Here is a 15,602-nt window from a genome sequence, read left to right as displayed (position 1 = left end):
GGCAGGCTCGATTAGCTTGGACAGGCGCGATCAGCGGGCCTGGCTCGATCAGCGGGCCTTAGCCGGGCCAGATGTCCTGCCAGGCGAGGCGTTCGGTAAACTCGGCTGCCGGGAGCGGGCGGCTGAAGTAGTAGCCCTGCCCGCTGATGCAGCCGGTGTTCCGCAGGTGCTCGGCCTGCTCCGCGTTTTCCACGCCCTCCCACACGGCCTCGAGCCCGCAGGCCCGGATGAGCTGCAGGATGGCCGCGATCAGCGCAGGCTGCGCGGGGTCGCTGCCGAGGGCCGTGAGCAGCGTCCGGTCCACTTTGACGCGGTCCACGGGCAGGCGCCGCAGGTAGCTGATGGACGAGTACCCGGTGCCGAAGTCGTCGATCTCCAGGCCCACCCCGAGCTTCCGCAGGGAGGCGAGCGTGTACCGGTCGAGCTCGTTGCCCTTGATGATGTCGCTCTCCGTCAGCTCCAGCACCAGGAGGGCAGGCTCGAGATCCGCGGCGGTGAGCGCATCCCGGACGTCCTCGATGAACTGAAGCCGCTGCAGGTCCGCGGCCGAGACGTTGATGCGCATGTCAAAGTTGTGGCGGCCGGTCTCCGGGGAACTCCGCCAGCGCCGGAGCTGCTCCACGGAGTTCTTGAGCACCCAGTTGCCGAGCTCCGAGATGAGGCCCGTCTCCTCGGCGATGGGAATGAATTCGTCCGGCATGATCAGGCCGCGTTTGGGGTGGTTCCAGCGGACCAGGGCCTCCACGCCCTCGATTTTTCCTGAGGCAAGCTCGATGACCGGCTGGTAGTACAGCACCAGCTGGTCGGTGGCGATGGCCTCGCGCAGTTCCCCGACCAGCTGGTTGCGGAGCTGCCGGGCGTGAAGCATGGCCGGCTCGAACACCCGCAGCTTGTTGCGGGCGTCGGCCTTGGAGGCGTACATCGCGATGTCCGCCTCCATGAGCAGTTCCTCGGACGTCTCGCCGGGATCGGCAATCCTCAGGCCCAGGCTCGCACCGCAGCGGATGGTCTTGCCGTCCACTTCCAGTGTCCCGTTCAGGGAGTCCAGGATCCGGTTCCCGACGGCGGCAGCCTTGGCCGGCGTCGTGGCAGGCAGCAGGACGGCGAACTCGTCACCGCCGAGCCGGGCCACCATGTCGCCGTCGCGCACGCACGAACGGATCCGTGCCCCCACAGTGGCCAGCACCTTGTCACCCATGGAGTGGCCCAGGGAATCGTTGACGCTCTTAAAGGCATCGAGGTCCAGCAGCAGCAGGGCCGGCGGCAGTCCGCCGTCGGCCGCCTCCGCCTGGGCATCGTTGACGGCGCTGACCAGCGCCGACCGGTTGTAAAGTCCTGTCAGGGCGTCCATGAGCGCCATCTGCTGCAGCTCTTTGTGTGCCGCATTGAGCATCCGTGTGCGCGACTCCACGCGCTCCTCGAGCTCCTGGTAGATGATCTGCAGGTCCTCGGCGAGCAGGTTGGTGCCCATGATCACCGCATCCAGCTCGTCCCGGGCCTCGGAAATCTCGATGCGCGAGTGGAGTTCCCCCGCCGCCAGCCGGACGATGCCGTCGAGCAGCTTCCCGAGCCGGGGATCGTCGTTAGAGAACGTCGTCAAGGCGGCTCAACCAGTCCAGGGCGTCGGTTTCGGCGGTGAAGTATTGGGCCGGCACCGAGTTGAATTCGCCGCCCAGCAGAAAGTGCCCCAGCAGCCTGTCCACGGGGGATTCACCCAGGATCGCCCAGGCGGACACCGAGGGGATCGCCGCGTAGGCTGCCCGCGCCGCGCGGTTTACGGACCTTACCCCGGTCAGTTCAAGCACGACGGCGACCCTCCGGTCCCCGGCCAGCTCACCAATGCGGCTGTACAGTTGGGCGGTTGCGGTCTCATTAAGATCGGCGCCGCGCGGCAGTACGGCTTTGACAGCGAGGTCGTGCAGCCTGGTGCAGGCAACGCCGGGCGCGGACGCCGGGCGCGTCGGGACCACCGGCTGCAGCGGTGCGGCACCGGGAAACACTGTCGCTTCTGGCATTACCCCCCCTGGAGAAATTGCTGATGGCGCCGGTCCGAAGGCTCCGCTGAGGCGATGAAACCACGGACGGTGGCGCTACGCTCCGGTGCAGCAGCTGTATCGAACAGCGTAGCGGCCTCGTCAAGCATCTGCAGTGATTCCGCTTCGTGTCCCTGCGCCATCAGCGCCCTGCCCAGGATGAAGGTGGCCTCCGCCGCGGTCTGGGTGGCGAGGATGGGGAATTTGCTGCGCAGCGGAGTCAGGAGGCCGATCGCCGTCCCCATGTCCCCGGTGAGGTAGTACCAGTGGGCGCGGACCAGGGACATCTCCAGGATGTCCCGTTCGCTGCCGCCCACCACCTCGGTGGCGAGCTCGGCGCGCTCGATGCAGCGCAGCGTTGCGGCGTCACCCAGCTTGGCCTGCAGGCGCATTTCCGCGGAGGCACGGTTGAAGCGCGCCCACAGGTCGACGTCCTGCGAGGGGGAGAGCTTGCCGGCGGCGAGGTCGTGGTAGTGGCCGCCTTCATTGACCCGGTTGCTGAGGAATGCCACGTTGCCGATCACCCAGTAGGCCTTGCCTGCCGTGTCCTCGTCCACGTGGTCGGTGAGCAGCGACTCCAGGTCCAGGCACTCCTGCCAGGCGTCCTCGTGCCGGCCGCTTTCCGCGAGGGCGGCGATCAGGGCCTGCTGGGCCTGGATGTGCAGGTAGACGTTTTCGAAGTCGCCCGCCACCAGCCGGGCGGCGGTGGTAGCGGCATCCACCGCTTCGGGGAGCCGGCCAAGGCCCTGCAGGGAATGTGCCAGCAGAATTGCTGCCCGGGCGCCCAGATCGGGGGCAGAATTGGCAACGGGATGGGCAGCCAGGTCGACGGCGAGTTGCTGGCACTCCTGGATGGATCCCTGGTCCCGCAGGCATTCGGCCTGCAGCAGGACCATCTTCCACCAGCGCAGCTCGTCCCCGGCCTCCTGGGCCAGCTCGGCGGCGTGCCCGGCCTCGGCATATCCAGAGGCGTAGTCCCGCCGTTTCCAGCTTTCGCGCGCAGCCAACTCCGCGATCACGAACGGTGACAAATCGCGCTGCATAGGCATGCTCCCAATTATCCATAATCCTGCGCACGGTCGGCCGCGGAGGAGGACTGAACTCCGCTTGTTACGGCAATTGCAAGTCGCCTGCGGAGAAACATGGCAAAACCTGCGGAATTGACAGGAAATGACTTGACCAAACCTTGATCCAGTGACCGTATACTGTCGCCCGTAATGTGTAATACGGTTCACAGCTACAAACGACGAAAGGGACAGCGGATGAAGAAACTTGCCGCAACACTTGTTATGACCGGCATCCTTGCAGTGGCAGGTTTCGCTGCTCCTGCAAACGCGGCCCCGAAGGACAAGGACACCACCACGTCCTCCACTTCCAATAGCGAAGTCAACTACGCCACCATCGGCTGGTGGCCCAACTAAGGTTGGCAGCAGTCATTCAGAGTTACGAAAACCGTCCCGGACCTGCTGGTCCGGGACGGTTTTGGTTTGGGGTTGAGATGGGCGACGCCGGTCAGTCGGTTTGGGGTGCGACGGCCGCTTCGTCGCCGTCGGCCCCGTCGTCGTCCGTTTCATCGGCCCGGGGGCCGTCGACCGGGAGGTGCACCGAGACGGTGGTCCCCTCGCCCAGCACGGAGGACAGGTCCAGTGATCCGCCGTGGCGCCGGACGATGTCGTAGGCAATGGCCAGGCCCAGTCCGCTGCCCGGAATGGCCGCGGAGGAGGCGTTGGACGCCCGGTAGAAGCGGGTGAACACCTGGGCGATTTCCTGCTCCGGAATTCCGACTCCGGTGTCCATGACGTCCACGACGGCGCAGGGGCCGCCGGCCTCGGAAGCGGCGGTCATGAAGCTGATGCTGATCCGGCCCCCCTTCGGGGTGAACTTGATGGCGTTGGCCACGATGTTGGTGAAAACCTGCTCCAGCTGGGCCTCGTCGGCCTGGACCTTCACGTCCTCATGCGAGTCGGCGCCCGTGATCGTGACGTTCCGCGAATCCGCGAGCGGGCGCAGTGCGGCCACCACGATCCGCAGGACCTGGCCAAGCTCCACCTGCTTGAGGTTCAGGTTGCCGGAGGCGTCCTGCTGGGAGACGGTGAGCATGTCCTCGATCAGCCTGCGGAGGCGGTCGGAGTTCCGCGAGATGACGTCCATCATTGACAGGATGCCCGGCGGAACGGGGCCGCCCGCCCCGTCGCGGATCATGTCGAGGTAGGCGGTAATGGAGGTGAGTGGCGTGCGGAGCTCGTGGTTGACGGTGGCGAGGAAATCCGTTTTGGCCTTGTCCAGTTCCCGCAACTGCTGCAGCACCTGCAGCTGGGCGCTGATCAGGTGGCCCTGGATGAGGCTGTGCGCGAGGTTGCCGGCCACGTGCTGGATGAGGGCGATCTCGGCCCTGGACCAGTCGCGCGGCTTCTCCAGCTGCGCGATCCAGATGATCCCCAGTGCCGATTCGCCTTCTCCCACCGGCAAGGCAACCGAGGCCCGGACGGAGCCCAAACCGGACCATTCCCGCAGGTCCTCGGCCAGCGCGGCGGACTGGTCCGTCTGGTGATCCGGAACCGCCAGCGCCTCGGCGGCGGACCACAGCGAGGTGGTTTGCTCCCTGGCCTCGTCCTCGAACGCACCAAGGGTGTCAGGCAGCTTGGCATGGCCGGGCAGGGACCACTGGGCACTGATCCGGGGCACCCGCGAATCCTGGAAGGTGGTGAACCAGACGTGGTCCACGCCCAGGGATTCACCGAAGCCGCGGACCAGGTGGCCGGCCATTTGCTGGGGGCTGTTGGTGCCGCGGATGGCGGCGGAGACGTTGCGGAGGCTTTCTCGCAGGAATTCGGCTTCGGCCCGGATGCGGCGGCGTTCCCTCGCCCGTCCTATCAGGGTCTCCACCCGGTGGGTCAGTTCCCGGGGAGCCGCATCGCGGGAGATGTAATCGGCGATGCCCCAGGGCTCAAGCCGGGCAAGGTCGAAGTCACCTGCGAGGTCAACCAGGAGCAGCACCGGCGTGCCCTCCCACCGGTAGCCGTCCGTCAGCTCTGCATCAAGAAGTACGACGGCGGCTCGGTTGCCCTCCAGCTCCCCGGCGAGGGAACCGGCGTCGGAGGCCTTCCGGACGCTGAAACCCGCATCGTTGAGGACAGACGCTACGGCGTCCAGGCGGGCGTCATCGGTGAGCGCGACCACTGCCTCGTGAGGTGCGGAGTGGAACTCCGCCGGTGCCTGGACCATGTGCCCCCTGTGTTGCGAGTGCCTTTTGAGGCTACCGTGAATTTGGACTCACATTATCAGTAGGCCGCCGGTTGGCAGCCTCCTGGAGGGATGTACCTTGATACTTGTCCACGTTAGGCACCGCGGAGGTTTGATTTGAATTTCAACAGCACCGGACGGAACACGCTCTTCAACCTGGAATTGGATGCAGAAGGCCTGCTCCGGCTGACCTGGGCCAGGGACGCCAGCATCACTGAGGCGGACGCCGAGGCCGCCATGGCGCAGGTCAACGCGGTCTGCGGCGACAGCCGCCACCCCATGCTCGTGGACATGGCCACCACCTCCGATGTGAGCCGGGGAGCCCGTGCAGTGTTCGGCCGTCCCTGCCAGGCCTCACGGATTGCGCTGCTCGGTGTGTCGCCGGTGGACCGGGTGATTGCCAACTTCATCCTGGGCATCAACAAACTCCCGTGCCCCACCCGGTTCTTCACGAACAAGGCCGAGGCCGAGTCCTGGCTGAAGGTCCCGTAGCCTTCAGCTTCCGGTTCAGGGAGCCTTCCTGTTCAGGCTTTCCTGCTCAGCGGGCCTGGAGCACCGCGAAATACCCCGGGATCTGTTCCGGCCGGTCTGGGGATTTAAGCGGGCGGGTTTCTATCGTGACCGGGCCGTCCTCCACCACATCCCAGCTCGCCTCGGGGAAAGCCCTCCTGCGCTGTGCGGTGCCGAAGCGGCCGGGCATGGGCAGTCCGCGGATGGCCTTCTCGAGTGGCCCGGGGATGGAGTGCAGGGTGGCTCCGAGATGGCTGACGTACTGGACCGGATTTCCGTGGAAGTCGGTCTCGGCCAGGAATACGCGGCCACGCTTGCCCACAAGCGGGTGCAGTTGCCCGGCCAGGGCCGCCTGGGCGGGTTTCTTCAGCACATGCAGGACTCCCCGGATGAAGATGTTGGCCTCACCGGAGAACCCGGCCGAGGCCAGGGCGGCCGTCACGGCACGGTTGCCCGCTGGTGCTGTCATGTCAACCGCGGCGTAGGAGACGCGCTCCAGCCCTTCGGATTCGGCGGCTGCTCGTGCGATGGCGTTGGCTGAGACATCCACCCCCAAAACATGCGGAAAGTAGGCGGCAAGTGCGCGGCTGAAGACGCCGTTGCCGCACCCGACATCGACGATGGGAAGGCTGGGGTCCAGCTGCCGCGTCAGATGCTCCAGATACGCCCGCAGCTCGTGGTCGCTGCCCGAATCCCACAGCACGTCGCCGCGGGCGCCTGTGGCCCCCACCCTGCCCCAGTACTGGTCCCAGGCGACGCCCGGGTCCTTGGGCGCGTTGGAGGCCAGCTTCACCAGTTTGGGGAGCAGCAGGTATTTCTTCAGCGCCGAGAGCATCCTTCAAATATATGTTGCCTGGGACACGTCGCCGTTCAGCCCGGTCCCCGCGACCCATCGATTGCTCCGGAAGTGCCCTTTTGAGCCGCCAAAAGGGCACTTCCGGAGCAGCGGATGGTTAATTCACGGCTCCTGGGCCGGTGACGCAGCCGGTGCGGCGCCGGGAGCCGTAGTGGCGGGGGCCGGTGCTGCGCCAGAGCTGGCCGGGGCGGGGACCGGCGTCGTTCCCGTTCCCGTCGGGACCACAGGCTCCGCCGTCGTTCCTGGCGACGGCACACCCGGCGACTGGACGCCCGGCGTCGGCTCACCCCGTACAGGCGCACCTGGCTCGGATCCCGAGCCCGGCTCAGCTCCGCCACTGGCCCCGGGCGATGGCGTGGAACCCGGTGACGGAGTGCTAGCGCCAGCCCGGGGCTTGGCGCTGGGATCGGTCCGGATGATTTCCGTGAGCTGATCCTTGTAGGCGCTCAACCGTCCCTGGATCTCGGACAGGGGGACGCCCTGCAACGTGCGTCCGAACTCGGCAATCTCCTGCCACAGCGCATTGAGCCGGGCTATGCCTTCGGCGCTGAGCGGCCCGTCAAGCGTGAGGACCAACTGGCTGGCCAAGGCGTACGTCAGGCACCGGACGCAGTTGTAGTTCGCGGCGGCGGAGAGGTTCTCGGGCACCACCACATCCGCCTGGCCCATGATGAGCACCACTTGGAACCCGACGGCCACCGCCGCGCAGTCCGCGCAGCTGGCGAAGGCGTAGGCCTCGTTGCGGGTGTCCACCGGTCCGTCCTCGGCCCACACCAGCGCGAACGCGACGTCGTAAGTGACGGAGCCATCCGTGGTGTTGACGGCAAGTGCCTGGTTGCCGTCCTCCTCAGGGGCCGGGGGCCGGTCGAAGGGGAAGACCCACGACGGCGGTACAGCCCCGCCGGGTGCCGTACCCGCGCCCTCGTCCGGTTGAGGCTTATCGGGCACCGACGCAGGTGCGGTGCCTTGGCTCGGCACGAGGACCATACTGAGCTGCGGCTGCTCCCGGGTGGGCAGGGCGGTGCCGTCCGGCCACAGCGCCACCGTTTGCCCCGTCCGTCCTTCCTGCAGGGTTCCGTCCGGGGCAGCCAGGGCAGGATAGGCCGCGGCCGTGGCATCGAGGAGTGTCCCGCGTTCGTAGGGCTGCACCGGGCGGTAGTTGTCAGGCAGCGGCCACCATGCCCAGGCCAGCCCGGCAACGGCGGCGCCGGCCGCTGCCATTGCGGTGGCGCGCTGCAGCGGCTTGCCCCGGGTCTTGGTCCAGAGCCCGGTGATGAGCTGCCGCGCCAGCCGGAGCAGCATGTACACCACGCCAACCACGGGAAGGGCGACGGCGGCAATCGCCAGGAGCCGCACGGCAGCGTCGGCAAAGTTCCCCTCCGCGAGGCTGCCGGACAGCAGGGTTTGCTGGTGCTGCAGGCTCGCCCACGCGGTGCCCAGGAGCCGTGGAAAGGAGGCGACCATCAGCACCAGGCTGGCCAGCAGGAGGGGGACAGTGACCAGCACCCAGACCGTGATGACGGCGCGCGCCCACGGCTTGAGGGCCCGCGCCTCGGGTTCGGATTTGCCCCACCGCCAGGGCAGGAGCCCGAGCAGAGTGGGACGGATCCGCTGGAACAGATCCGGCACGCCCGTGGTATCGGCAAGGATGTGGTAGCCGTCGAAGCGGACCAGGGGCAGCAACTGCCGCACCATTTGCAGGATCTGCGTGAGCACCACCAGCAGCAGCGCATCGAAACCCGTGGCCAACCAGACGCCCATGGTGGCGACGGCAACCACGGCGTTGAAGTACAGCCCGCCGATATCCGTGCGAAGCCTGCCGCCGCGCCCCAGACGGTAGGAATCGGTGACGTCCGTATAGAAGGCGGGCCAGACGAGGTAGAGCCCGGCACCCATCGCGCCCGGAGTGGCGCCGCCGCGGCGTGCGGCCGCCGCGTGGCCGAATTCGTGGAAGCCGGCCGACAGCACCGTGACGGCGAAAATCAACAGGAGCAGCCACGGGTTCGCGAAGGCGTCGTGTGTGGCGGACGCCAGGCCCTTGACCATCAATACCCACCAGCACGAGGCCAGGAATCCCGCGGCGACAACTGCCATGATCAGCGGATTGAACAGCACAGCGAACGGCGCCGTCAGCTTCCGGGTGCGCTCCGGGTCCGTGACGGTGTACCGGAACCGCATGCCGAGCAGCGGATCCGCCCTGCGGACCCCCGGCTGCGACCCGTCCGCCAGCCGCAGCAGGCCGAGCGGCAGCAGCTGGCCCTCGATCAGGGTCCTGACGTTGTCCGCAGTGATGAGCCGGCCGGACCGGGCGCTCGCCACCTCCGCGATCTCATCGACATCCCGCACACCGTCGATGGCGTCAAGGACCTGAAATAGCAGCTGTGTGAGCTGGAGGGTCTGGCCGTCGGCACGGCGGACCAGCGAGGGGGCCTCCCGGTAGCCGGATCCCTTGGCCTCGCCAATGAGCTGGACTCCCTCCGCCCGCACCGGCACCCCGCCGCCGGGATTGGTGCCAGAACTCATTACGACGGCGGTCCGCCCGGCTTGGGCGGGGGACGCACCCGCCGCCGTCGGGACTCCCGCCGGGGTTGCGAAAGACGCGACCGGGCCGCCCGGGGCGGAAGCCGCCGTCGGACCGGGCGATGGAATCATGCCTGGTACGGGATGCGGATCGGGTGTTGACGAAGGGGAGACCGGCGGGCCGTCCATGCCGGACGGCCCGCTGTGTTTGGCGCTCATTCAGGAACTACTGCTGCAGATCGGACTGCTGATCTGCCGATGCGGTGGCCTCGCCGTCGATGTCTTGGGTGATGATGGCGTCCTGCTGGGCCACGGCGAAGGCGTCGCTGTCAATCGAGCCAATGTTAGCTGCAACAGCGGCGTCAATGGGCGCGGCAACGTTGGCGTTCGCAGCCACGGCGCCGTTGATCGGGGCGGCGATGTCGGCGTCGGCTGCGAGGTCCACATTGACGTTGAGGAGGTCCCCGTCGAGGGCAGTGGACGGATCGACGGGGAGGGCGCCGACACCTGTCCCGTCCGGAATGGTCCCGTCGGGAAGCGTGCCGTCGGGCGTCCCGCCATCAAGGACGCCGGGACCGGTGCTGGCCGGTGTGCCTCCGTCAATGACATCGGTGCCGGTGCTGCCGGGGGCCCCGCCGTCAACAACGCCGGACCCCTGCGTAATGGTGCTGTCCTGTACGGAGTCTGCCGTAGCGTCGGCGGTGATTCCCTGGTAGATGATGACGCCCTGGTCAGCGAGGGCCTGCGACTCTGAACCGAAAGACAGGACGTTCGCCGAGGCCGCGGCGTCGATGGGGGCTGCGACGTTGGCGTTGGCCGCCACGGCGAGGTCGATCGGCGCAGCTGCGCTGATGCCCAGATCGAGGTCGGCGTTGAGGTCGAGTACGGAAGCCACTTCCTTGTCCGGCAGTGCGATGCCCGCCTGCGCATTCAGTTCGTCGTCGGAAAGCGGGGTCAATCCTTGTTCATTGCTCACGCTATGCTCCAGTTCCGGCGTCGGATTCCCCACCCCCAGCGGACAGGTGCACCGAGCCCGTATGCCCGACAATAGTAAGCAGGATTACTATTTTTCGGAAATACCCGGCCCTGGATAGGGCGGAATCCCTGCCGCCTTCCGCCGCGCGGGGAGTAGCCTCGGAGCGCCCTCGCCCCGCACCCGCAACGACTTGCCAAAAATGGCCGCCTGGCAAGGATTCGGGCGGCCATTCTTGGTAAAGCGGCGCCGCAGCGAGAGGCGCAGGCGGCCGTTTTTGGCTATACGGTGCACATCGCAGGCGGGAGCACCAAAGAAACGAGTCGGAGGGCGTTACGTGCGCACGGAGCCTATTTGAGCCCGGCGCCGGGCAGCAGCTCCGTAGCCCCGAGCGAATCCGCGATGAAGGCGTAGTCCCAGGCCCGCTCGCGCCATTGCACATAGCGGCCGGAGGCACCGCCGTGGCCGCCGTCCATCTCGATCTTCATGAGGATCGGCTCGCTGCCCGTGGTCTTGTTACGGAGTTCCTGCACCCACTTGGCCGGCTCCACGTAGAGCACCCGGGTGTCGTTGAAGGACGTGACCGCGGCGATCTTGGGATAGGCCACCTCGCGGACGTTCTCGTACGGGGTATATGACTTCATGTACTCATACACCGCGGGATCAGTGATGGGGTTGCCCCATTCCTCCCACTCGAGAGCCGACAGCGGCAGCTCCGGGTCCAGGATGCTGGTGAGCGGATCCACGAACGGAACCTGCGCCACCACGGCTGCGTACTTCTCCGGGGCGAGGTTGGCCACCGCACCCATGAGCAGGCCGCCGGCCGACCCGCCCAGCGCGGCGATCCGGTCCGGCGCCACCCAGCCGGACTGCGCCAGCCAGTCTGTGGCCGCGATGAAGTCCGTGAAAGTGTTTTTCTTGCTGAGCTTCTTGCCGTCCTCATACCAGTGCCGGCCGAGTTCACCGCCGCCGCGGATGTGGGCAATGACGAACACAACCCCGCGGTCCAGCAGCGAGAGCCGGGCGATGCCGAAGCCCGGGTCCATGCTCAGCTCGTATGAACCGTAGCCATAAACCAGTCCGGCCGCCGTCGAGTCCTGCTTGACGGCCTTGTGCCGCAGCACCGAGAGGGGGACACGGGTGCCGTCGGCAGCCTCGGCCCATTCGCGCGTGGCCACGTAATCCGAGCCATCGTAGCCGCCCAGCACAGGGCTTTCCTTGCGCAGCAGGAGTTCACCGGCCGGCTGCTCCGGGGTAGGCAGGACGAAGTCGTAAATGCGTGACGGCGTGAAGTAGGACGTGTAGCCCAGCCTGATCACGGGAGCCTCGTAGTCAGACCCGCCCACCCCCGCGGTATACAGTTCCTCGTCAAACGCAGGTTCCACCGGGGCCTGCTGGGCGGCAGTCCCCAGCCCGGCCAGCGACATCACCTGGACCCGCTCGATGGTGTCCTTCCGGATCGAGACCACGAGGTGGGTGGCGGTAACCCCCGCCCCGTTGACCCGGACGTCGTCGGAATGCTCGACGACGGTGGTCCAGTGCTGCTCGGCCAGTGGCTTGGAAAGCTCGGCAGGGTCCACCAGCGACACCATGGAGTTCACGGCGTTGCGGTTGTGGGTGATCAGGACGCGTTCCGTTTTCTGCCCGTCCGGGCCCTCGAGCAGGAACGGCTCGGCTTCGTAAAGCACGCGTTCGTTGCGGGAAATGACGGTGGACAGGCCGGCGCCGGGGTCGTCAAAACGCAGCAGGCGCGTCTCGCTGTACTCGGAGCAGCCAATGCCGAGCACGAGGTGGCGCCGGTCTGAGGAGAGCTCAAAGCCCAGCCACATCGCGGCGTCGTCCTCCTGGTAAATCACCTCATCGTCCGTGACGGGAGTGCCCAGGACGTGGGATTTGACCTGGTACGGCCGCCACGAGTCATCCACCACGGTGTAAAAGATGCGGGTGCCGTCCGGGGAGAAGGACACGCCGTAGAAGACGTTCTCGATGACGTCCGGCAGCAGTTCACCGGTCCGCAGGTCCTTGATCCGGAGGGCGAACCGCTCGTCACCAGCGTTGTCCACGGCGTAGGCGTAAAGGTTTCCGTCGATGGTCACCGCCGTGCCGCCCACGGAGAAGAACGGCTTGCCTTCGGCTTCGACGTTGCCGTCCAGCAGGACTTCCTCGCCGGGGATTTCGACGCCGGCCTCCACCGCCGGGGGAGTCCAGTCCGCCACCGGGTTGCCCGTGTTCTGGGCGCGGACGCGGCACTGGATGCCGTACTCCTTTCCCTCGACGGACCGGCTGAAGTACCACCAGCCGTCCTTGCGGTTCGGAACGGACAGGTCTGTCTCCTTGGTGCGGCCCTTGATCTCCTGGAAGATGGCCTCGCGCAGCGGTTCCTGGTGCGCCGTGATGGCCTCCTGGTAGGCGTTCTCCGCCTTCAGATGCGCCACGACCTCCTCGGACCCCTTGTCCCGCAGCCACTCGTAGTGGTCCACGAAAGTATCCCCGTGGTGCGTGCGCTCGGCGGGCACCCTTTTGGCGACGGGCGGCCGGGATGTGGCAACGTCGGAGGAGCTGGCGGGTTGCTGCAGCGGAGTGTGGGTCATTCCCTCAATATATAGAGCCGCCCTGACATTTGGGCGGCCGTTCGCTACCGGGGGAGAGGCTGGCTCATGGCACTTCCGCACGCCCGCCGGGGCCCTGTCCCCGCTCCGGCGCCGGGCGTATCCTGAACTCGCGTCAGCAATAAGGAACCCACACGAGCCTTCGAGGGGGAAAGCATGACCATCCCGCCAGTACACGAACCAGAGCCGTTCCCGCCGGAGCCAGGACCCGATCCCATGCGGCCGGACCCGTCCCGTCCCGCACCGCCCAACCCTATCCCTGCGCCCGAGCCGCCCGGCCCGCTTCCGGTGCCGGACCCCGGCCCTGCGCCGCTGCGTCCGGACCCGACCCGCAGCTGAGCGGCCCACGCGGGCGACCGCCGTCGTCGAACACTCAGGACACGCAACTGGTCCGGGGACGCTGGAATCCACGCGTCCCCGGACCATTTGCGTGTTCGGGGACTGTTGCCGGGTCCTCCACCAGCCCAGCCAGCGCGGAAAGTCGCATTTCTGCAACATTTAGAATCTTCCTGTTACCTGAGTCACATGCAGGCTAGGGTTATATCCGGTCGCAGCGTCGCGGCCGCGCATGAGGGGAGAAGTTTTGAACCAGAAGCTCAAGGTACTGGTCCGCGTGGACCTCGACTGCGGCGAGGCTCAGGTCGCCGCCCAGGGACATGTAACCGCCCAAAGCATCCAAGCTCTTTACGTCGTTATGAAGCGCGCCAACCACCTCCGTGAGGGCTTGCGGCTCGTCGTTGATGTCAGCCACGCCCGTGTCGAACCCGTCGCGCTTGAACAGCTGCGGGAATGCTCCAAAACGCACCACCTGCCACGTTCCATCGATCCGCAGCAGTCCGAATGCAACGTCCGCGTACTGGCCCCGGCCGACCGCGGAATTGGCGCCGGAGCCGGCCGCTACGCGGTCGCAGCGGCTGCTTGAGTTGGCCGCTGGTTAGCAGTTAGAAACTGACTACACGCTGAGGCCCCGGACTCCCAAGGAGTCCGGGGCCTCAGCATGTGCCGGAGGGGCCTCCGGGGGACCGGGTGTCAGAAAAGCCCGTGCTAGCGGTCGGGGTTAGGATCCCGCACGTCGCGCTCGCCGATGTCCGCCGCGCCCAGAACGTCGGCGACCGGCGTGTGCACGGGGTCGTGTTCGCGTACGCGCAACTCAGGATGGTGAAGGTCCAGGGCCGGCCGCTCCGAGCGGATGCGCGGCAGCGAGGTGAAGTTGTGCCGCGGCGGCGGGCAGGACGTGGCCCATTCCAACGAAGCGCCAAAGCCCCACGGGTCGTCGACTTCCACCTTTTCCTTGCTGCGGGCTGTGATGAAGACGTTCCAGAAGAACGGAATCAGTGAGGCGCCCAGCAGGAAGGAGCCAAAAGTGGAGAACTGGTTCATGGCCGTGAAGTTGTCCTGCGGCATGTAGTCAGCGTACCGGCGGGGCATGCCTTCAACGCCGAGCCAGTGCTGGATCAGGAAGGTGGCATGGAAGCCCACGAGCAGCATCCAGAAGTGGATCTTGCCGAGGCGCTCGTTGAGCATCTTTCCCGTCCACTTCGGCCACCAGAAGTAGAAGCCGGCGAACATCGCGAACACCACGGTGCCGAACACCACGTAGTGGAAGTGGGCCACCACGAAGTAGGAGTCGGAGACGTGGAAGTCCAGTGGCGGGGAGGCCAGGATGATGCCGGTCAGGCCGCCGAAGAGGAACGTGATGAGGAAGCCGATGCTCCACAGCATGGGGGTTTCGAACGTCAGCGAGCCGCCCCACATGGTGCCGATCCAGTTGAAGAACTTCACACCGGTGGGAACCGCAATAAACATGGTCATCAGCGCAAAGAACGGCAGCAGCACCGAACCGGTGACGTACATGTGGTGCGCCCAGACCGTGGCTGAAAGGGCGGCGATGGCGATGGTCGCGTAGACCAGGCCCTTGTAGCCGAAGATCGGCTTGCGGCTGAAGACCGGGAAGATCTCGGAGACGATGCCGAAGAACGGCAGCGCGATGATGTACACCTCGGGGTGGCCGAAGAACCAGAACAGGTGCTGGAACAGGAGGGCTCCGCCGTTTTCGGGGTCATAAATGTGGGCGCCGAAGCGGCGGTCCGCGCCGACGGCGAACAGGGCTGCGGCCAGCGGTGGGAAGGCCATAAGCACCAGGACCGAGGTGATGAGGGTGTTCCAGGTGAAGATCGGCATGCGCCACATGGTCATGCCGGGGGCGCGCATGCAGATGATCGTGGTGATGAAGTTGACCGCGCCCAGGATGGTGCCGAAGCCGGACAATGCCAGGCCGAAGACCCACAGGTCACCGCCGATGCCTGGTGTAAATGTGGTGTTGTTGAGGGGCGCGTATACCGTCCATCCGAAGGAAGCGGATCCCTGCGGGGTAATGAAGCCGGAAACGGCGATGGTGGAGCCGAACAGGAAGAACCAGTAGGCCAGCGCGTTCAGTCGGGGGAACGCAACGTCCGGTGCACCGATCTGCAGGGGCATGATCACGTTGGTGAACCCGGCGAACAAGGGGGTTGCGAACATCAGCAGCATCACCGTGCCGTGCATGGTGAACATTTGGTTGTATTGCTCTTTTGTCACCAGGACCTGCATGCCCGGTTCGAAGAGCTCGGCGCGGATGAGCAGGGCCATTACGCCGCCCAGGCAGAAGAACACGAAGGAGGTAATCAGGTACAGATACCCGATGGTCTTGTGGTCGGTTGTGGTGATCCACCGGACCACCATGTTGCCCTTACGGCGGGGCACCACCGTTGGAATCTCGGTGGCGGTGGTGCTTGTAGCTTGCTGATATGCGGTCATCGTCTGCCACTCCCCGGCATCGCGCTTCGACGCCCCGTTTGGGGCGAGGGTGCCGGCCGGAC

At 66.5% G+C, this 15,602-nt stretch carries 12 protein-coding genes; 3 read left to right on the top strand and 9 right to left on the bottom strand.

All coding sequences use genetic code 11. The features are described 5' to 3' along the window. Nucleotides 1–58: 58 nt before the first annotated feature. Genes ABRP34_RS09460 through ABRP34_RS09450 form a run of 3 tightly spaced genes read right to left on the bottom strand, consistent with a single transcriptional unit; the run spans nucleotide 59 to nucleotide 3,076 of the window. On the bottom strand, nucleotides 59–1,600 hold the full coding sequence (locus ABRP34_RS09460) for an EAL domain-containing protein (protein ID WP_003797646.1): 1,542 nt from the start codon (nucleotides 1,598–1,600) through the stop codon (nucleotides 59–61). Further along, complete coding sequence (locus tag ABRP34_RS09455; protein WP_353713034.1) at nucleotides 1,584–2,015, bottom strand: hypothetical protein; 432 nt, start codon at nucleotides 2,013–2,015, stop codon at nucleotides 1,584–1,586. Before ABRP34_RS09455 ends, ABRP34_RS09460 begins: the two co-directional genes overlap by 17 nt. Then, nucleotides 2,015–3,076: a hypothetical protein gene (locus ABRP34_RS09450; protein ID WP_353713033.1), complete on the bottom strand. Its 1,062-nt coding sequence runs from the start codon at nucleotides 3,074–3,076 to the stop codon at nucleotides 2,015–2,017. Before ABRP34_RS09450 ends, ABRP34_RS09455 begins: the two co-directional genes overlap by 1 nt. 219 nt (nucleotides 3,077–3,295) lie before the next feature. On the opposite strand from ABRP34_RS09450, the gene ABRP34_RS09445 reads away from it, so the two are divergent. Then, nucleotides 3,296–3,454, top strand: coding sequence for a hypothetical protein (locus ABRP34_RS09445; RefSeq protein ID WP_353713032.1), 159 nt, complete (start codon nucleotides 3,296–3,298; stop codon nucleotides 3,452–3,454). A 91-nt stretch (nucleotides 3,455–3,545) separates the two neighbouring features. Here ABRP34_RS09445 and ABRP34_RS09440 read toward each other — a convergent pair whose 3' ends face one another. After that, on the bottom strand, nucleotides 3,546–5,258 hold the full coding sequence (locus ABRP34_RS09440) for an ATP-binding protein (protein ID WP_353713031.1): 1,713 nt from the start codon (nucleotides 5,256–5,258) through the stop codon (nucleotides 3,546–3,548). A gap of 135 nt (nucleotides 5,259–5,393) precedes the next feature. Between ABRP34_RS09440 and ABRP34_RS09435 the strand changes: the two genes are divergently transcribed. Beyond that, nucleotides 5,394–5,768, top strand: a complete 375-nt coding sequence (locus ABRP34_RS09435) for an STAS/SEC14 domain-containing protein (RefSeq protein WP_353713030.1) — start codon at nucleotides 5,394–5,396, stop codon at nucleotides 5,766–5,768. A 46-nt stretch (nucleotides 5,769–5,814) separates the two neighbouring features. Here the strand turns inward: ABRP34_RS09435 and ABRP34_RS09430 are convergent, their stop codons facing one another. The 4 genes from ABRP34_RS09430 to ABRP34_RS09415 form a co-directional block, all read right to left on the bottom strand. Beyond that, nucleotides 5,815–6,621, bottom strand: a complete 807-nt coding sequence (locus ABRP34_RS09430; RefSeq protein ID WP_353713029.1) for a class I SAM-dependent methyltransferase — start codon at nucleotides 6,619–6,621, stop codon at nucleotides 5,815–5,817. Between the two features lie 123 nt (nucleotides 6,622–6,744). Then, a complete protein-coding gene (locus ABRP34_RS09425; RefSeq protein WP_353713028.1) occupies nucleotides 6,745–9,381 on the bottom strand; it encodes a hypothetical protein in 2,637 nt (878 codons plus the stop codon). Between the two features lie 7 nt (nucleotides 9,382–9,388). Then, nucleotides 9,389–10,138: a peptidoglycan-binding protein gene (locus ABRP34_RS09420; protein WP_353713027.1), complete on the bottom strand. Its 750-nt coding sequence runs from the start codon at nucleotides 10,136–10,138 to the stop codon at nucleotides 9,389–9,391. Nucleotides 10,139–10,485: 347 nt separating this feature from the next. Next, nucleotides 10,486–12,726 carry a S9 family peptidase gene (locus ABRP34_RS09415; protein ID WP_353713026.1) on the bottom strand — a complete coding sequence of 747 codons (2,241 nt, stop codon included), beginning with the start codon at nucleotides 12,724–12,726 and terminating at the stop codon, nucleotides 10,486–10,488. Between the two features lie 601 nt (nucleotides 12,727–13,327). On the opposite strand from ABRP34_RS09415, the gene ABRP34_RS09410 reads away from it, so the two are divergent. After that, nucleotides 13,328–13,666, top strand: coding sequence for a hypothetical protein (locus tag ABRP34_RS09410; protein WP_353713025.1), 339 nt, complete (start codon nucleotides 13,328–13,330; stop codon nucleotides 13,664–13,666). A 122-nt stretch (nucleotides 13,667–13,788) separates the two neighbouring features. Here the strand turns inward: ABRP34_RS09410 and ctaD are convergent, their stop codons facing one another. After that, nucleotides 13,789–15,540: a cytochrome c oxidase subunit I gene (ctaD, locus tag ABRP34_RS09405; protein ID WP_353713024.1), complete on the bottom strand. Its 1,752-nt coding sequence runs from the start codon at nucleotides 15,538–15,540 to the stop codon at nucleotides 13,789–13,791. Nucleotides 15,541–15,602 lie beyond the last annotated feature (62 nt).

It is taken from the genome of Arthrobacter sp. K5 (assembly GCF_040448525.1).
GTDB lineage: Bacteria > Actinomycetota > Actinomycetes > Actinomycetales > Micrococcaceae > Arthrobacter > Arthrobacter globiformis.
The sequence above is the reverse complement of the archived record's forward strand: the minus strand, read 5'-3'. Positions and strand labels throughout refer to the sequence as shown.